General features: G+C 64.7%; 9 protein-coding genes. 5 read left to right on the top strand and 4 right to left on the bottom strand.

Going from position 1 to position 18,612, the window contains the following annotated elements; all coding sequences use genetic code 11:
- Positions 1 to 112: 112 nt before the first annotated feature.
- Together ACS5PK_RS12570 and ACS5PK_RS12565 are read right to left on the bottom strand one after the other, a co-directional pair.
- A complete protein-coding gene (locus tag ACS5PK_RS12570) occupies positions 113 to 8,299 on the bottom strand; it encodes a GH36-type glycosyl hydrolase domain-containing protein (protein ID WP_439440589.1) in 8,187 nt (2,728 codons plus the stop codon).
- A gap of 645 nt (positions 8,300 to 8,944) precedes the next feature.
- A complete protein-coding gene (locus ACS5PK_RS12565; RefSeq protein WP_439440588.1) occupies positions 8,945 to 9,535 on the bottom strand; it encodes a sterol desaturase family protein in 591 nt (196 codons plus the stop codon).
- A gap of 320 nt (positions 9,536 to 9,855) precedes the next feature.
- Here ACS5PK_RS12565 and ACS5PK_RS12560 point away from each other — a divergent pair, with 320 nt between their 5' ends.
- From ACS5PK_RS12560 to ACS5PK_RS12545, 4 genes are all read left to right on the top strand, one after another.
- Positions 9,856 to 10,134 carry a hypothetical protein gene (locus ACS5PK_RS12560; protein ID WP_439440587.1) on the top strand — a complete coding sequence of 93 codons (279 nt, stop codon included), beginning with the start codon at positions 9,856 to 9,858 and terminating at the stop codon, positions 10,132 to 10,134.
- Positions 10,135 to 10,764: 630 nt separating this feature from the next.
- A complete protein-coding gene (locus ACS5PK_RS12555; RefSeq protein WP_439440586.1) occupies positions 10,765 to 11,499 on the top strand; it encodes a Crp/Fnr family transcriptional regulator in 735 nt (244 codons plus the stop codon).
- Positions 11,500 to 11,585: 86 nt separating this feature from the next.
- The gene (locus tag ACS5PK_RS12550) at positions 11,586 to 12,299 is read left to right on the top strand and encodes a Crp/Fnr family transcriptional regulator (protein ID WP_439440585.1); all 714 of its coding nucleotides are present in this window, start codon (positions 11,586 to 11,588) and stop codon (positions 12,297 to 12,299) included.
- Between the two features lie 44 nt (positions 12,300 to 12,343).
- Positions 12,344 to 13,090: a diguanylate cyclase domain-containing protein gene (locus ACS5PK_RS12545; protein WP_439440584.1), complete on the top strand. Its 747-nt coding sequence runs from the start codon at positions 12,344 to 12,346 to the stop codon at positions 13,088 to 13,090.
- A gap of 622 nt (positions 13,091 to 13,712) precedes the next feature.
- Here ACS5PK_RS12545 and ACS5PK_RS12540 read toward each other — a convergent pair.
- Both ACS5PK_RS12540 and ACS5PK_RS12535 read right to left on the bottom strand, forming a co-directional pair.
- Positions 13,713 to 14,366 carry a BON domain-containing protein gene (locus ACS5PK_RS12540; protein WP_439440583.1) on the bottom strand — a complete coding sequence of 218 codons (654 nt, stop codon included), beginning with the start codon at positions 14,364 to 14,366 and terminating at the stop codon, positions 13,713 to 13,715.
- Between the two features lie 423 nt (positions 14,367 to 14,789).
- On the bottom strand, positions 14,790 to 15,464 hold the full coding sequence (locus tag ACS5PK_RS12535; RefSeq protein WP_439440582.1) for a BON domain-containing protein: 675 nt from the start codon (positions 15,462 to 15,464) through the stop codon (positions 14,790 to 14,792).
- A gap of 1,225 nt (positions 15,465 to 16,689) precedes the next feature.
- Here ACS5PK_RS12535 and ACS5PK_RS12530 point away from each other — a divergent pair.
- On the top strand, positions 16,690 to 18,612 hold a 1,923-nt coding region (locus ACS5PK_RS12530), incomplete at its 3' end, for a condensation domain-containing protein (protein WP_439440581.1).

Genomic DNA, 18,612 nt, shown 5'->3' with positions numbered 1-18,612 from the left:
CAGCCGTGCCGGCGCACCAGCACCAGCACCAGCACCAGCGGCAGCTGGCCGCGGGGGCTGATGCGCGTATGCCAGGCCAGATCAGCATGGAGGCTGGATGCCGCCCATGGCGTCAGGTCATAGGGCCGGGACCACGGAGATCGGACGCAGAACGTTGAGCATCATCGGCACGAAGCGCCCGATGTTGGGTCCGGTGGGCGCCATGGCTGCGACGGGCATCAACGCAGGCGGCGCCGCTGGGCGGGAGCAGGACGAGGTAGTGGGTGTCCGTGGCGTTCGCATCGGTCACGAGCCACTCCCGGACCTCCAGGCGCTTGGCGGTGCCGGCCTGTGCGGCTGCGATCTCCTGTGTCGCGTCGCGGCGGCACAGGCTGAATCGCCAGGTTCGGCCATGACGGAGGAGGGTCAGGTGGACGGCGGGCCAGTGGCTCGGCAGAAGCGGGGCGAAACGAAGGCGATGCCCGTTCAGTTCCAGCCCGCAGATGAACTCCACGGCCACCCTGTACAACCCCGCTGCCGAGCCGCTGTACCAGCTCCAGCCTCCCCGTCCCGCCCAGGGAGATTGACTGCAGATGTCTGCCGTCACAGCGTACGGCTCCAGGCCGAAGCGAGGTCCGAGCACGGCGTCAGCGCTTCGGTGGGCCGGGCTGCAGGATCGCCAGGCACGCCATGCTGCGTCAGCCATGCCGAGGCGGGCCCAGGCCATGGCCGCCCAGGCAACCGCGTGCGTGTACTGACCGCCGTTTTCCCGAACGCCCGGGGGATAGGCCTGGATGTAGCCCGCCGAAGGAAGCTGCTGTGACAGCGGCGGATCCAGAAGGCGCAGCAGCTGCCATTCCCGGTCCCACAGCAGTCTCTCCACGGCCGTCATGGCCTGATGTTGGCGCTCTGGCAGGGCGACTCCGGACAAAACGCTCCAGGCTTGGCTGATCAGGTCGATGCTGCACTCGCTGCCGGTCTTCGTTCCCAGGGGCGTGCCGTCATCGAAGAAGGCCCGGGCATACCAGTGGCCGTCCCAGGCCGGCCCTTCCAGCGCCTGACGCCAGCCATCGGCTGCCGTCTGCCATTGAGCCACGCGTTCCCTCTCGCCGCGTTGTGCTGCCAGTGGAACCATGTCAGCGACGATGCGACAGAGGAACCAACCGAGCCAGACGGACTCTCCACGACCGTCGGCGCCAACCCGGTTCATGCCGTCGTTCCAGTCGCCGCTGCCCATCAGCGGGAGTCCGTGCGCACCCACCTGCAGACGGGCATCGATGGCCCGCGCGCAGTGCTCAAACAGCGTGGCGAACTCGGCTGCATTCGAGGGTGAGGTGTAGGCATCCTCTTGTGCCGGTGCAAGAGGCGCCCCTTCGAGAAAGGGCACCAGCTCATCCAGGACCGCCAGGTCGCGGGTCGCGCTGACATAGTGCAGCATGGCGTGCGGGAGCCACAACAGGTCGTCGCTGCATCGGGTCCGGACGCCGGCACCGCTGTGCGGATGCCACCAGTGCTGTACATCGCCCTCCGAGAATTGCCGTGCCGCCGCGCGCAGCAGATGTTCACGCACAAGGCCAGGCGCCGTCGCCACCAAGGCCATGGCGTCCTGCAGTTGGTCGCGAAACCCATAGGCCCCCCCGGCCTGGTAGAAGCCCGCGCGCGCCCACAGGCGGCAGGTGGTGACCTGGTGTAGAAGCCAATGATTGACGAGTGCATCAAAGTGAGGGTCAGGACTGCGCACCTGGATCGCATCCAGCCGCACGAGGGGTGACGAGGGAGCGCCGGATCGTGCGCACTCAGCGAGGGCAAGGGCTGCTTCGGGCGTGCTGCCGTGGCCCAGCAAGATCTCGAAGCGACTGACGGCCCCGGCCGCGAGCTCATGGCGCCAGGCGGCAGCAGCGCAAGGGTCCGTGCCCAGGCCCGAACGGCCCCCGAGGCGTCTGGGCCAGACCTGTCGCCCTTGCTCGTCGAACAGCTCTCGGCGATCACACGTCCAGTCTGGCACAGCGTCAGGCTGGGGGGCAGCGTCGGGCTCGATGGCATGCATCGCCCAGAAGGCGGTGTGCCCGCCCGCCCCATCGTGCTGGTCCAACTGCGTGGCAAGCATCACGCCAAGCGCCCTTCCTTCTGGCGAGGGGAGTTCCGCACGGCGGGTGATGACAGACTGGCGGTCCGCCAGCACGGCGCCCAGAAGCCATTCGACGGCTCCGAGCAGGCGCTGGCGTCGGGGCATATTGCCGTGGTTGGTAAGGGTGATCGTCAAGCGCCGCAATGCGAGGGAGGCGTCCACGGTCCAGGTCATGTCAACCGTCAGGCCACCGACTGCCTGGGAAATTTGGGTGCCTTGCGGGCTGTGCTGTACGTGGCATTCGGCACTGCCCGGTCCTTCCGCCCGGGCGAGGTTCCAGAGTTCGCCACTGTCCAGATCCTGAATCGAGAAGTGCTCTCTGGACGTGTCTGCCAGCGGGTCATTGCTCCAGGCGCTGAGCTGATGCAATCGGCTGTTCCCTGCCCAGGTCCATCCTGATCCGCGCTCGGAGACCACGGTGCCGAATGCGGGGTTGGCCAGCACGTTGACCCACGGGTGCCAAGGCGGTGCCAGGAGCGAGGTGGTGAACCGATAGGCATCACCAGAATCCCCAAAAGTCCCAGGGGATGGGCGCGCAGACGACGCCGTCCGTGGCTGTGGAGGCGGATGTACCTCGCGCCTCACCACACGAGCTGCGGCGTGACAGCGCTGGCTCTCGTGCCACGACTGGAGGTCTGCCACATGGCGTGACAGGGGACGACCATCTGCATTGAGCCTCAATCGCGCCAGCTGATGAAGCGTGGCTCGCTCGAGAGGACTGAGTTCGGCATGGGGCACCAGCACCACATGGCCTCGGCTGGCAGTGGGGCCATGAAGCAGATCCTGCACGCACGGTTCGACCAGGCCCCGCAATGCCTGAGCCACGGGCATGAGGTAAGACATGGGTTCTGCGTTGACCAACACAAGATCCACGCCGACGCCACCATGCGACCAGTCCCGCAGGCCCCGCAGCAGTGGCTGCACCAGCGGGATGCCCGCCATGGAGTGCAGGGTGATCACCAACAGGGGCAGCTCGCCGGACAAGCCCAGTCTCCACAGGCATCGGCGATCGCAGGGCTGTGCAGGGGACGTCGGCCCGGGACGGGAATGCAGCAGGACCAGGAGGGTGGTGAGCACCTGGATGGCTGCACGGTCGTCGGCATCCAGCTGGGCCTCGCGTTGACGTAGGCTGTGCAGCGTATCGCTGAGTTGCGACGCCCTTTCCACGGCGCCAGGCCGGCTGTGCCTGTCCACCAAGGCGCTCAGGGACGCGGCATCCGTTGCCGCCGCGGTCGCCCAGGTGACGTGGGCGGTGCCATGCGCAGCCAGCGTCAGCGGCAGGCTCATGGCGGCCACAGGATCCAGGCCGGTGTCCAAAGGGCCGCTGGGGCTCGGATCGCTGCCAAAGGCTGCCAGCGCTTGCCAAGCCTCGTGCAGGCGGCCAAGCCAGCGCTCACGGTCGGCAAGCACGGAGGCCTTCGGAGCGACGGCCGCATCGGTCTGCGCGATGAAGTGGACGGCGTGGGGCGCCCATTCCTCAGCGGTGCGGGGGCGACGTGTCAAGTAGAGGGCCTGTGCCTCGGCATCCCATCGAGCGCTCACGAAGAGCTTGCCGAATGCCGGGTGCATCTCGTCTGCACGAGCGGTGCCAAGACCGACCTCGAAGGCCGACATCAGCGACAGGGAGAGTGCGCTGCTGGACGTGTTCCACAGTTCCACGCGACGGAACTCGACATCATCTTCCGGGCAGACCCACACGGTGCAACGCGCGTGCAGGTCAGGCCAGATGGCATCAAAGCACACGCGATCCGCGAGGAAGCGGGCGCTGTACCTGGCCTCGGCACTGGGCGCAGGACGTTGCGTCAGCGACACGGCCATCGATTCCCCGTGACGACGCAGATAGAGGAAGTGCCCGTGCATGTCGCGCAGGGCGTCGTCCCGCCATCGGTTGATGTCGATGCCGCCGTATCGGCTCCAGCCTGCACCATTGGCGCGGAGCGACACTGTGTAGGCTGGGCGCCAGGGGGTGCCTGGGGTGGTGGCATCCCGGTAGCCTGCATTGCCCAGAAGGTGGGTGCGAGTGAGTGCCTCTTCGCCGGGGCAGATTTCCTGCTCTTTCGGTGCAGCGTCCTGGCCACGTTCCCTGGCTTGCAATGCCGGTACGGTTGCCAGGCGTCGAGCCACTTCCCGTGGTACACGCTCCTGCAGGAGTACCGAGACAGCTGCGAGCCGCGCATCGGACATGGCCCACCGCCTGGGCAGACCGTCCAGAAGCACCTGGGCCAGGGCCACCAAGCTCATGCCCTGATGATGGGCCATGTAGGTCTGCACACGGGTGTAGACGTCGCCGGATCGCTGGCGGCTGGGGGTGAAGTCCACGGACTCATAGAAGCCCCAGCGAGTGCGCATCTGCATGGCCTGCAGCCGCGCCAGGTTCTGTACCGCCGCATGGGGAGCGTACATGGCGGCCAAGGCGCTGGCGTAGGGTGCCACCACGGACTCCTGCGCAGGCGTGCGGCGCTGTGCCAGGCTGGCTACGCCCTGAGGTGCGTATTGATAGGCCAGCGTGCGGTCTGTGGCTGCATAGGCCGATTCGCTGACCCCCCAGGGCTGTCGCCGCTCCATCGCGTCGCGGCGCTGCTCTCTGATGGCCAGGTGGGCGGCACACCCCAACACACTCTCGCGCGGCTCCGCCAGCACCAGTTGCGGCATCAGGTACTCGAAGATGGACCCAGACCAGGACCTCAAACCGACTTCACAGCCGATCGCCTCGAACGGCCGCCCGAGCGCTGTCCAGTGCGCGGCGGGCACGTCCCCCTTGGCAATGGACCACAGGCTGGCCAGGCGCGATTCACTGGCGAGAAGATCGTAGTGACTGGGGTCCAGACGCTGGTCGGCAACCTGCCAGCCCAGGTGCAGGAGCCGACGCTGTGGGTCATAGAGAAAGCCAAAGTCCGCGGCCTCGGCCAGTTGTCTGCATCGGCGAGCCAGGTCCAGGAAACAACGCTGCCCTGCTGGAAGCGCGGCGATGGCTTCGCAGCCGCCTGCAACGGCTAGCAGGTGACCGCAGAAGTTGCCGCTGTCTACCGTGGAGACATAGGCTGGCAACAGGGGCTGGAGGGTGTCGGTGGCGATCCAGTTCATCAGATGCCCGCGCTCCATCGGAAGCCGCTCAAGCGTGTCCAGCGTGGCGCTCAGTCGCGCGAGCAGCTCCTGCGGTGATAGCCATCCGAAGGCGTGGGCGCACATCGCCGAGAGCATGTAGAGGCCGATGTTGGTCGGCGAGGTTCGCTGGGCCACCACCACGCGAGGGAGCGTCTGGACGTTGTCGGGCGGCAGGTGGTGGCTGCGCTCGTTGACGTGGGCGGCGAACCACGCCCAGGTCTCCCGGGCAACATCCAGGAGATAGCGGCGCTCCTCCGGGCACAGGGTTTCGGCTGACCTTCCGGGCTGCCGCGCCGTCAAGGCAACCCAGAAAGGTGTCGCCGCCCAGGACAGGCTCAGCGTCAGCGCCAGCCATGGAGCGGGCGTCTGAAGCAGCCACAGGGCTAGGCCCAGACCGATCGCGAGCAGCGAGACCGGCGCCTTGTCCATCAGCTGCGAATGCACCCCCCGGGAGGCATGCCGTTCGGCGTCGGCCGCGGTTCGCCAGGCCAGCAGCCCCCGGTGGCTGACGGTGCTGCGCCACAGCGCACGGCAGATGGCATCAATCGTGAGCGTTGACTGCTGAAGCCACAGGGCCAGATGCCATGCCGTCGCCGCCAGGGAGCGCAGGAGTTCACCCAACGCTTGCCGCGAGAAGTGCCCCAGCGCCACGTCGTCTCGGCTCGGTGCCAGCCCGGCAATGGCGCCAAGCAGGGGGGCCATGCCGAAGGCGCACGCAGCCAGACCGAGCGTCGCCCAGGGTGACAGTGGAGCGCCGGCCAGGGCCAGCAGCAGCAGCAGCAAGCTGGACGGTGCGACGAGGCTGCGACGCAGGTTGTCAAAAAGCTTCCATCGATCCAGCAAGGACAGGCCATAGCGCGCAGGACTGAGCATCAGCGGCAGCAATTGCCAGTCTCCTCGCGTCCATCGGTGCATGCGTGCACTGGCGACGTCAGCATGCTGGGGCGCGCGCTCCAGAAAGCTCACGTCGTTCACGCTAGCGCAGCGCGCAATACAGCCTTCGATCAGGTCGTGGCTCAGAATCTGCTCCTCAGGCAGTCGCTGCCCGAGGACACGGTGCATCGAGACAACGTCGAGCAGGCCCTTGCCACAGAAGCTGCCTTCCCGGAACAGGTCCTGGTAGATATCGGAGGCCAGCCCCGCATAGGCATCGTGGCCCGGCACTGCCCCCGCGAACAGCTGATGGAACAGGCTGCCGCTTCCGATCGCCGGCCAACTGGCCTGCAGCCTGGGCTGCAGGATGGCATGACCTGCTACGACGCGGACAGCGCCTCCCGCTTGATGGCCCAGTCTCGGCCGGTTCATGGGATGGGCGGCCACGGCGACCAGCTCTCGGAGGGTGCCTGGCGGCATGACGGTGTCCGCATCCAGGGTGACGACGTAACGCGTCTGCGGCGCAGGGCTGGACATCGCCCCGAGATCGATGAAGGGCGCCGCACTTCCTGTTGCCAGCGAGCAGAGCAGGGACTCCAGCTTGCCGCGCTTGCGCTCCCAGCCCATCCAGCAGCCTTCGCTCTTGCTCCAGCGCCGCGGTCGTTGCAGCAGCAAGAAGCGCAGGGGCTGACCGGTCGTACCGGGGTTTCGCTGGTTGAGCGCCTGGATCAGGGTCTGAGCCCGACACAGCAGTCCCGCGTCGGAAGCTGTCTCGGCCGTCGCGGCATCGGTGAAATCGGCAAGCAAGGCAAACTGTGCAAACTGCTCCCGATTGGCCAGGTGATGGCATTCCAGCTGCCGGACGATCTCGTCAATGGTGGCCAGGCTGTCCAGGAGGACTGGCATCACGACGAGCACCCGGCACTCGGCAGGGATGCCATGCTCGAACGCCAGACGCGGGAGCCTTTGCGGAACGACGGACTCACTGAGCAGGCGGTTGATCACGGCCACCGCAATCTCGCTGGCGGGGAAGAGGGCCAGGACGGCAAGGAGGGCCAGAAGGAGCCCCGGACCGGGATGCGCCGGGTCCTGGAGGGCCCACCGCAAGAAGCCGAGCAGGACCGCGACGCTCAGGATCGCCAGTGCCGCGAGCATGAATGGCACCTTCATCGCCCGGAACGGGCGGCCGGGGCCTTCGGTCAGCCCCAGGATCGCGTGCAGGCGGCCGGATCCCTGACCGTGCAACCAGTAGCCGAGTGACTCGACCGGCTCCTGTCCCGTCGCTGCAGGAGCCTCCGCAACCAGCGTGATCAGGTGCTCAGCGACCTGCCTCTCACTGCATCCACAGCGCTTGGCCAGGCGCTCGATCTCGTGCAAGCTCTGATCCTGCGTCCTGCTGTCCTCCGCTGAGAAGGGTGGCCAGGCCGAGAGTTGCCGCATCAGCGGACTGCACTGCGCGATCACTGCGCGCCAGTCGGCCCGAGACAGTTCGCTCAGGGCCCCGATGCTGCGACTCACACTGAGCGTGTCAGCCGCGGATTGCGCCTGCAGTGCTTCAAGGGCCGACGCTGGGTCAGGGAGGGCGGCTTCAAGCGTTGCACGCAGCGCCTCCCTGGCGGCTGCGTCCTGGATGGAGCCGGTGTCAGAGTCCGCATGGAGGCGCTGCAGGATCTGTAGCGCGAAGGTGTCAGCGACGCCGCGGCGCTCCATCAGCAGGAAGCAGGTTTGCGGCAGCGGCCGTGGCGAGACGGGATCACGCAGGGCGTCACACAGGCGATGCGCTAGCCGACGTGCAGCCGCCTCGGCGGCCACCCGCTCGGAAAGCCGCCGCAGGTTTTCGGCAAGAAGCACTCGCAATGTCATGGGCAAGGCCCACAGTTCGGCCTGCTGCAAGGGGTGAACGTGCTGGTAGGCCGCCAGGAATCCCGCCAGCAGATTCAGATCGACCGCGCCATCGCTGTGTGCAAGGTAGTGCCAGGCCATCGCATAGATCCGCGGCAGTCCGGCCTGCCCTGCCACGCGCAGCGCGGGCAACTCCTCGTAATAGCGTCGCGGCAGTTCCTTATGCAGGGAGTTCGTCTGGGCAATGACATCCAGGAGGTTGTCCCGCAACCATTCAGCGGCAGGTCCGGCAACCGCATCCTCATCGGACTCGATCGCAATGACGCGCTGCGCGTTGCGCAGGACGCAGAGGTTCTCTCGCAATCTGGGCACGAACGCGAACCGGCTACCTGCCGGTTGTGCAGGACCATGTGATCGCGCGAGACCATGCCCCAGGTCAGCGAAACCCTCAGGCCCCAGCACGTCCGCACGGAGGGGCTGAGGCAATGCACCGGCAGCGGGCCTGAGCATGCGCCAGTCCAGGGATCCGGCGTGCCCCGGGAACAGGTGTCTCAGGCCATCCACAGCGCCACCGAAAGAAGCATCAGCAGCAGCAGGGAGGAATGCAGGCGTGGTCGCAGTGCTGCGTGCAGCGCCTGGGCGGCACAAGCCAGGCGGTGTCCAGGGCCCTTGGTGCGCAGGCATGCCTGCAAGTGCTCGCATAGCACGGCCGGGGCTACGCCGTTTGAGGACGTTGGCATGATTCAGCGCGCCGACCGGAGCCCCAGGCCCAAGGCAATGAGCGCCAGCAGGCCGGATCCTGCGGCCAACTGGCGTGCCAGGCTGCCAGCATCACCTGGCATTGCCGCGAATCCCAGCGTGCCTGCGACGAGGGCGAAGAGACAGAAGAGAAGGGCGTAATGAAGCATAGGGACTCCCATGATCTGCAGCCGAGAAGTGATGCTCATGCTTCGCGCTCGCCGATGCCTTGTCTGTGCGCCATCAGACATTCGCCCGCACAGGCCACCAGGCATCGCGCTATGCCTGCCGGTCACCCGTTCGAAAGACGATGTCCCAGAACGCACTCGTGACACCGTAATGGCCAGGCGTCTGCGAGCCGCCCAAGTCAGCTGGCGCGGGCGACATTCGACGGTGGTGCCGCGCATGCCAGCGGCGTTGCCGGCGCAGGCGTGAGCGTTGAGGTCTGGCACCTAGAGGCCGATGCGGCTGGTGCAGCGCATGGTGGACGATGGCGTAGCCAAAGTAGCCGCCCAGCATGCCGAAGCCCAGGGCAATGGCTGGCCACAGGTCAAGCCACCAGAAGACAGGCAGAAGCAGTGTGGTGAACAGGCTGACCGTCAGGAGCGTAGGGGCAGCAATGCACGCTTCGGGTCGACGATGGTGCTCGGCATGCCATTGCTTGAAGGGGCTCAGGCCATGGAGCACGAAACGGTGGAGCAGGTACTCCAGGAGAGTCCAGGTGGCGGCTCCCACCGCCATCCATCCGATCAGGCGGATGTCCGCAGGACGCGTCAGCAAGGCCAGGCCCATGCAGATCAGCGTGGCGCCATAGAGAAGGAGGTCCGCCCAGTATGCGGCGGGGCCGGGGTCAATGTTCAACCTGCGCATGGGGGTGGTCCGAGGCCAAGGAAGCGCGGGTGCTGCGGGGCAGTCGAGGGCTCATATGCGGGGTCCGGTTTGTCCGGCCTGCTGCCGGGGCAGGCTGTGCAAGGAAAGCGTGCGGATCCAGGTGCGACACGTCTGTTCGTCAGCGCACCTTGGCGTCACAAGCTCCATCGTCAGTGCGTGCGGCATCGCACTGACCCCGTGGGGTGGAGCGATCAAGCTGGCTCATCCGTTGATCCTGGCGCTTCCGGACGCCAGCCCCTAAGGACGAGCGCTGCTGCTTCCAAGGCCAACGGCCCCTCAGCTCATCACCAGGAACTGCCATGAATCCTTCGACGACCCATGACTCCGAGCCGAACGTGGCGGAACAGGCCGGTGACGCCCTGCGCCGCGCCGGTGCCCACGGCAGCGACGCATTGCGGCATGCCGCTGCCTCGGCCTCGCACCTTACCCAGCAGGGCGTCAGGCAGGGCCGAGGCCTTGCCAACGCCTGGCACGCGGGTGCCTGCGAGCACATCCGTTCTCATCCCATGCGCTCCGTAGCACTGGCAGCGGGCAGCGGTGCGGCTGTGGCACTGCTCTTGCGCGTTCTCAGCCGTTGAATGTCTGTGCGATAGCGGCGCCACCCTCGCAATCACGTCGAATCGCTGCCTGAGCCCGGTCCTCTCAATAGAGCTGCCGGTGCATCGAAAGTGAATCCACCCCCTGTTCGGAAATGTCCAGGGGGTTTTCTGCTGCCCGACAAGGACATCGGCATCGAGCGGGTGCTCCCCCTGGCTGACAGTCAGCGTCGCCACGTCGTGGTCAGCGTGCCGATGCTCCCTCCTGCGCGGAAGACGCACCTCCCCAGCCACGCCGGGACTGGCGCCAGTACAGAGGGGTCGGCTGATGGGCTGATGGATCCCCGTGCTGTGTCATGCGGCGCCTATCCCTTGCACCGACGCTTCAAGTGCGCGTCCGCGCCTTCGCTCTACCGGACCTCTCAGCGCGCCAGGGCATGAGAACAGGGCTTCCTCTGGACCTCCACCTTTGCTGCTTCGGGCCATGCCGCTGCGGCTTTCTGACGTTCAGCAAGAACGGCTGCGGGCATGCGAATTGCCACGATTTGCGCATGTCCGGAGTGCAGGCCAAGCAGGTGCTCGTGGCGATATTTTCAAAAGCGCGCGTTCTCGGTGTCGGCCCGAGGCGCTGTCGTGTCTCGACACAGCTGTCCAGGCGATTCAGGAGCACACATGGCTACACCGCAAGGCCCCCTCGATGCTCGACGGAATCAGTTGTTGGCAGCGCTTCCGTCGGACGAGTGGGGGCGTTGGGCTGGGCAGCTTGAATACTTCCCCCTCCATCTGGGCCAGGTTCTGTATGAGTCCGGTCGACCCCAGACACATGTGTACTTTCCGACCACCGCTATCGTGTCCCTGCTGTATGTCATGGAAGATGGTGCGTCGGCAGAGATCGCTGTGGTCGGTTGTGAGGGCGTTGTCGGCGTTGCCCTGTTCATGGGCGGGGAGACAACGCCCAGCCGTGCCGTCGTTCAGAGCGCCGGCGGATGCCATCGCTTGAGAGCAGCAGCGCTGAAGGCCGAGTTCAACCGCTATGGGGAGGGCATGCATCTGCTGCTGCGCTACACCCAGGCACTGCTGACGCAAATGGCGCAGACAGCCGTTTGCAATCGACATCACCTCCTGGAGCAGCAACTGTGCCGCTGGCTTTTGCTGAGTCTGGACCGCATTCCAGGTGACGAACTCGTGATGACTCAGGAACTGATTGCCAACATGCTGGGCGTGCGGCGGGAGGGGGTTACCGAAGCCGCGCTGAAGCTTCAACGGCAAGGTCTGATCGAGTACTCGCGCGGGCACATCAAGGTTGTCGACAGGCCCGCGCTGGAGAGTCGGAGCTGCGAATGCTACGCGGTGGTCAAGCGCGAGTACGACCGTCTCCTGGCAACTGCCAGGCCTGAAGCGGCCTGATTCGACTCGCCGTTGACGGCCATCCAACATGCTGACTGAGTGCGCTGGCGCACAGTATCAAGGCAGCGGCGCGCTGAAACTGAATCATGCATGCGAACCTCCTGCTTGACCATCTGCCCGCCCGGGAACTCCGCCGGTTGCTGCCCATCGGCTCGCCGATGCAGCTGCGATCCGGCCAATCCATTGCGCTGCAGAGCCAGCCGTGTCGATGCGTTCTCTTTCCACTGGAAGGCTGCATCTGCCTCCTTACTCAACCGGAGCATCGCGCGCCTTTGCAACTCGGGATGGTGGGCTGCGAAGGGGCAGTGGGTGCGCAGCTCTTGCTGGGGATGGATCTCAGCCCCGTCGGTGCCGTGGTGCAGGAAGGTGGGGAGGCGTGGAGCCTCACGGCTTCAGCACTGCGGCGGACCTTGCCTGTGAGTCCGGGGCTGCGACGGATGCTGGCGCGCTATCTGATGGTCCAGATGCGAGCTGTCGTCACCATGGCTTCGTGCCTGCACTTCCACTCACTCCGCTCCAGACTCGCTAGATGCCTGCTCATGGGGTCGGATCGGACCGATGTGGGCGACTTCGCTGTCACGCATGAAGTGCTGGCGCAGCGCCTGGGTGTGCGCCGTGTTGGCGTGATGGTCGCTGCAGGCAGTCTCCAGAATGCCGGCCTGATCCAGTATCAGCGCGGACGGGTAACGGTCTTGAATCGTGACGGTCTGGAGGCAGCTGCCTGTAGCTGCTATGGCCTGGACCAATCCAGCTATCTCCAGGGCATGCGCTTTGCGTCCGCTGCCCTCCCTCGTCGCTGACGAGGCCTTGCCACAGTCGCTCGTACATTGTGGGAGCCTGCCTGATGACCACCTCCAATGCCCGCCCGTTCACAAACGGGGTCCGCGCTCATGGACCCATTTCTTCCGACGTGACTGCTGAAGTGACGCTGCGGCGTCAGCTGGAGGAAGCCCAGCAGAGCCTATTGGCCTTGGAGAACCGGTGCGCTCGGCTGGAGCTGCAACTCCGTGATGGCCGCAAGAGGGAGCGGCGACATCAGCATCGCGCCGAGCACGACGACCTGACCGGATTGCTGAACCGGTCAGCGTTCCGGGACCGTGTAGTCAGTTCGCTCAGGGCGCGCGAGGGCCGTGTCGTTCTGCTGCTAGACCTGGATGACTTCAAGAAGATCAACGACAACTTCGGGCACGCCGCGGGAGACGAGGTGTTGCGCATCGTGTCTGCACGTCTCATCCACGCACTGAGGCAAGGCGATATCGTCAGTCGGCTGGGTGGTGACGAGTTCGCATGCCTTCTTTCCGAGGGGATCAGCGATCAGCACCTGATTGCCTTGGAAGCAAAACTGTCTGCAGTCATCTCCGCACCCATTCAGTTGCCGGCACACCGCCTCAGTACGTCGGCCAGCCTGGGCTTCGCCCGAAGCCCCGAGGACGGCATGGACGTGGACGCGCTCTTGGCCAGTGCTGATGCAGCGATGTATCGCGCAAAGCGAGGTCGGCGCACGCCTGGCGCTCGTTCGCCGTTTACCTTCTCCCCGGAGGCATCAGCGGCGCGGGAGAGCCCTGCCTCAGCGCACGGCCACCATCGCTGACCCTGCAGAAAGGCCGAGGGCTTGAGGGAGATGCATGCTCCAGTCTTGCATGGCGTGGCTCCAGGGTCTCAAGCCTGGCTGGCGCCCGCGCGCCCGTCGCAAACGCAGGATCAGTGGCTGCCGCTTAGAACCTGCAGACGCGATTGGGGGGGGCTTGCCCACATCCTGAGGTGTGGCCTCGCGCTGAGGCGCCAACCTGCCACGCCGGTGGCGCAATGCCAGGGCATGGCGACGGTGCGGGGCTTCGACTGCCTGAATCTGGAATCCGGCGCGCGCCATGCTTCGCTGGATGTCGATGACACAGCCAAGGTCCCCATCGGGCAAGGCCTTGAGATTGATGGGAGCGGCGACCAGGGTGCGCATCATCCGTCCTCGTCGTGGGCAATGCGGAGGTACAGGCTGCAGAGCGCAGCGCGCGATGGACAGTCGCAAGCCTGGGCCAGGGTGCCATGCGGTGTCTCAACATGGGCGGTGGGCGGCAAGCCCCGTCCCCAAGCCCAGTCCGCTACGCAGCCTGACTTCTGCTGATACTGGCAAGTCTTGCTGCAGTCTTGCCAGGGGGCTTGAAAAGGCGAAGGGGCCAGGTGTGCAGGGTGTGCAGGGTGTTTTGGCGAGCGGCACGCTAGAGCGCCAGGGTCAGGCGGTCGACCACCTCCCGCACGCCAGGCACCGCCCATGCCGCCGCCAGCGCAGCTTCCCGCGCCGCCCAGTGATTCACGGCACCGGTCAAGATGACGTCTCTGCCATCGACTTGCACCAGGATTGACCGTGCATCAACACCGGCAGCCCTGACGAGGGCATCACAGATGTCGGACTTGGCAACGCGCGGGGCTCTATCCTGCTTGAGCCGGATGTGATCATGTACCCCGGCAACGCCTAGCAGCCCCCCGACGCACTCGACGGCAGCCCGGCGCTGGTAATGCCAGGGCACGTGACCAGTGAGGTACACCCAGGCATTTTCAACGGCCACGGCAATGCGGGCGTCCGTCAATGCGGCATGCCATGCCAGGCGATGAACAGCGGCGTCCGCAATGTCGCGGTCCGTGCGTTGGCTAGCGCTTTGCAGGTGGACGGCCAATGTGCAGATCACCGATTGCACGCCCGCGACGCGTTGTGCCGCGCGCAGTGCCTGCCACTTCTGCGCATGTCCCTCCACGACCCCGGAGAGGGTCACCACGCCGTCCTCTGCCTGTGCGGAGATACGTGCCGCCCGCGTCGATGGATCCCATCTCAGTTCGGCATCGACATCCTGCTGCAGTTGCGAGTTGGTCTTCACCGCGCACTCCTGAGGGAAAGTCATACTCTGGATCCCTGCGGGCTTGGCCGTCTGTTCGCTGCCGTACCTGGGATCGATGATCAGCCCAACAGGATGAGACAGCCTTCCGCCCGAGCGCTCCGAACCTCTGCCGAAGGCAGGGCGATGGATCGTTGTCCTCGGGGCCCCCAGATGATGGCGATACGGCGGTCTGGCAACAGTTCCACCAGACAGGGCCCACAGGGGATGTGCCTACGCCGGCCATCGAGACCTCTGTAGGCAATGGGACCGGCGATGCGAGCCGCGGACGGCTATAGATGTCCATCGAGATCCCCCTGTACGGCTAGCGAGCCAGACAAGGCCCGCACATCGGTCCTGGTGCCGGCACTGCGGGCGGATGCCAACTCAGCAGTCCCGTGACAGTCGCGGACAAGAGGCCGCAACTCAAACCAGTGCGATGTAGCTGATCACTCGGCGCACGCCTGGGCTGCTCCACGCGGCGCTCGTGGCCAGGTCTCGTTCATGCCAGCTGGGCATGCTGCCGGATAGATACACGTCGCCCCCCACGACTTCAACCAGCAAGGGGCGAAGCCGGCTGACGGCCAGGCGGCGAATCGCAGCGTCGATGCAGCCCTTGTCCGGTACCAGCTCCAACGTTGGCTCGATGTCGATCTGATTGCGCAGCCCGCGCAGACCGCATAGCTGACCAACGCATGCTTGTGCGAGCGTCCGCTGGTAATGCCAAGGTACGGTGCCAGTCATCGTGACATGGCCCTTATCCACATGGATGCCAACGGCACTTGGCGGTAGTCCTGCTGTCCACTTCAAGGCATGACGCGCAGCGTCCGCGATGTCCTCGTCATCTTGCCGCTCCGGGGAACGGCTGATGACGGAAATTTCCGTGACAAGTGCTTGCACGCCCACCACCCGCTGGGAGGCAAGCTCGGCATTGAGCGCGTCGAGATGGCAGCGGACAAGGCCTGTGAGTGTGACCACGCCGTCCAGCACCTGGACGCCTATCCGGCATCCAGTCAGGGATGGTTCCCAGTCAAGCTCAGCAATGACATCCTGCTGCAGCTGCCGGTCGCTCTTCATGACGGCTTGATGGAATGAAGTCATGGGGCTGATCCTGCCCGTGCGGCCTACCGCCGACTGTGCGGCAAGCCACACACAAGGGAAGCGGCTACGGCATGCGCGCCAGATGAACGAGACCAGGGATGATGGGGCCCCCGCGCTACGCGCGTGTTCCGGCCCTCATGGCATGCGAGGGAAGGAGTGGGCGGCGTACTTCGCTTCCATCACGGTCAGATCGACGCCAGCCGGCACGTTGGCGTGGGCGCCTGCAAGGTCCGCCGGAGGGCCCTACCCGCCTTCCCGTGGTGCCATCGTTTTTGGCCATCACAAAATCTTCATATTTTGTTTTGTAGCATCATCCTGTAAATTACTTCTATATATTTTTCGGCTCTATCTATTTATCCTAATCGCGCGGCTGGCCGCAACATGGCCCACGTCGCGCATGGGTGGTTTCACATTGGTGTCAATGCAAACCTGCTCGAATCCAAGCATTGCTGGCTGGTTGCCGATGGGCCTGACCGGTATCCGCCGGAAGCGGGGTCCCGGTATGAAGTTCGAAGGGCGGACGCATGCTTGCGCCGCGTCTTGTCAGCATTGAATTAAATGGTTTGGTATTCGCCCGGCTGAGGTGTGGCGGGTCGTAAGGGTACTTCCCTAGAAGTGGTATTCTTGTGCCATAGTGTTTGCTATACGTTCTGTTTGGCCGGCATCGGCGTGTAGATGTGCTTGGCATCGGTGCGCCTTGAGGTGATGTGAGGCACCTGTATGAGGTGGGTGCAGAGGTGTCGCATTGCCTGGCCCGCGTCGCAGGGCCCTGCCACATCCGCAGGACGTCCAGATGAATCTGGGGAAACTGTTTTCAGAAGATAGAAAAAGTGTCAGGACTGCCAGCATCTGTGGCACGTTTGATGTTCACTTGATACGAGGGATATTTCGAGGTATTTGATACTCATGTAGAGGAGTGCGATAGGCGGGGGGAGTAAATCCAGTTGATTTGGATTCGAGTGGCAATGCCGACCGGTAATCCCGGGCGGTAGATTTGTTGCGACGTCATCGAGCTTCTTGCTCGGTCACCAGTCGGTGTGAATGAAATACTGCCGTAAAAATGGCAGTCACCTATTCTCATCGTGGCGCCATTCGGCGCAGGTTAATCATTTATTCAATACTGACTTGACGCATTTCTGCGTCGAGCGGGTGAACTCGTCCTATTTCCAATGATTCACCGGGTCGCCCTTGTGGCGGCTTCATCAATAGAGCGGGATGCATCGTCATGGCCAATGATCAGGGACTGCTTTTTGTCAATACCGCGGGCGCTCAGCTGCCGTCGACTGCCCCTGCGGTCATCCTGCCTCTGACAGGGGCTCAGCGCGATATCTGGGTTGAGCAGAATATCTATCCAGGCATGCCGCTGTACAACATTGGCGGGCGGTTGCTGATCAGCGGTTCGCTGGATCCTGTTCGGCTGGAGCGCTCCTTACAGCGCCTGCTCCGGCGACACGACTCGCTTCGCACGGTCTTGATTCCGCCTTCAACGCCAGGCGACGTCGCGCGCCAGGCACTGATGCCGGACTTGCGGGTGCCGCTGATCGTTCATGACCTGCGCAGCGAAGCTGATGGAGACTCGACGGCCCAGCGCCTCATCAGCGAGCAGTTCGCGCAGCCGTTCGTGCTTTACGGTCAGGCGCTTTGCCGCTTTTCGCTGATCCAGGTGAGTGATCACCGCAGCTACTTTGTTGACACCTATCACCACCTGATCACGGATGGCTGGGGGGTGTCCTTGCTACACCGATCGCTGGCCGATCTGTACAACACGGATGACCAGGCGGGTGATGCTGCACCTTCCTATGCCGACTACGTCCGTGACGATCAGGAATTTCAAGCATCAGCATCCCATGGCAAACAGCTGCAGTACTGGCAGGAAAAGTATGCAGTGCCAGTCGAGCCTGTCCTTGAATCGAAGCCTGGTCTGGATGGGTCACCGAAGCCAAGCAAGTGTCATGAAGATCGCATAGAAAGGACGCTGTACCAACGCATTGGATACGCGGCCAAAGAAAAGGGCTGTTCAACCTTTCAATGGTTGCTGGCTTCTGTCTGCGTGCTTATCGGTACTGTTGCGCAGCGTCAGCGATTTGCCATCGGATTGCCCATCGTCAACCGCGGACACGCCAGATGGAAGTCTTGCAGTGGTCTGTTCGTTGGTGTTAACCCGCTTTTGGTGGAGCTGGATGCTGAACAGTCTTTTGATGAGCTGGTGACACAGCTTGCGCGAAGCCTGAAGCAGGACTATCGCCATCAGCGGATTGCCATCGGTGAACTGCAAAGAACTTCGTCAGCGAAGAGTGTCGAAAGGCGCATTTTCGACGTCAGTCTTTCCTATGAGCAGCATAGCCATGACGTGTATTTCGGCGAGAGTCCGGCTAGTTTCAAGGCTCAGCTGAATGGCTGGCAACAGATACCGCTGACCCTCTTCGTTCGTGACTTTCACGAGCAGGCCGATGTGGAGTTGGACTGGGTCTACAACACCGCCTGGTTTGACGAACGATCGATAGACACGCTTGCCCAAAGGTGGCACCACCTCCTGCCACAGCTGCTGGATCGGGCTGAACAGCCGTTGAAGGAGGTCTCGACTCTCCTGCCGTCAGAGCATGCCTTGCTCAGTGCTTGGCATGCGCGAGCTGTCCAGCCCTTGATCGGCCCGCAAGACGTGCTGGCACGAGTGCAGGCACAAGCGCAAGAGACGCCCGAGGCGATCGCGCTGGAGCAAGGGGATCAGAGGCAGAGCTACGCCCAGCTGCTGGCGCAGTCGCGGGCCCTGGGGGGCTGGCTGGCGGCGCAGGGCGCGGGCGAGGAAGAGCGCGTGGCGGTGTGCGTGCCGCGCTCCATGACCTGGGTGCAGGCGCTGCTGGGGGTCTGGCAGGCGGGGGCGGGCTATGTGCCGCTGGACCCGCAATGGCCGGACGCACGGCTGGCGCAGACGCTGCAGGACTGCGCGCCCAAGGCGATCCTGACGCTGGGGTCGTTGCAGCAGGAGCGGCTGAGCCGGCTCAGCGAGGGGGTGCCCGTGCTGGACCTGGGGCAGCCGCTGGAGCCGCATCCTGAACTGGCGTTGGAGAAGGTGCAGCGCCCGGCCTCACGCCTGGCCTATGTGATCTACACCTCGGGCTCCACCGGGGTGCCCAAGGGGGTGATGGTG

Source organism: Roseateles sp. DB2, from assembly GCF_051857535.1.
In the GTDB taxonomy this organism is placed as follows: domain Bacteria; phylum Pseudomonadota; class Gammaproteobacteria; order Burkholderiales; family Burkholderiaceae_C; genus Roseateles_B.
This window is presented reverse-complemented; position numbering and strand designations above follow the sequence as displayed.

Excerpts from the sequence above, each read along its gene's own strand:
- ACS5PK_RS12545 (WP_439440584.1), top strand. The coding sequence starts at position 12,344 with ATGACCACCTCCAATGCCCGCCCGTTCACAAACGGGGTCCGCGCTCAT.
- ACS5PK_RS12560 (WP_439440587.1), top strand. The coding sequence starts at position 9,856 with ATGAATCCTTCGACGACCCATGACTCCGAGCCGAACGTGGCGGAACAG.
- ACS5PK_RS12555 (WP_439440586.1), top strand. The coding sequence starts at position 10,765 with ATGGCTACACCGCAAGGCCCCCTCGATGCTCGACGGAATCAGTTGTTG.
- ACS5PK_RS12535 (WP_439440582.1), bottom strand. The coding sequence starts at position 15,464 with ATGACTTCATTCCATCAAGCCGTCATGAAGAGCGACCGGCAGCTGCAG.
- ACS5PK_RS12565 (WP_439440588.1), bottom strand. The coding sequence starts at position 9,535 with ATGCGCAGGTTGAACATTGACCCCGGCCCCGCCGCATACTGGGCGGAC.
- ACS5PK_RS12550 (WP_439440585.1), top strand. The coding sequence starts at position 11,586 with ATGCATGCGAACCTCCTGCTTGACCATCTGCCCGCCCGGGAACTCCGC.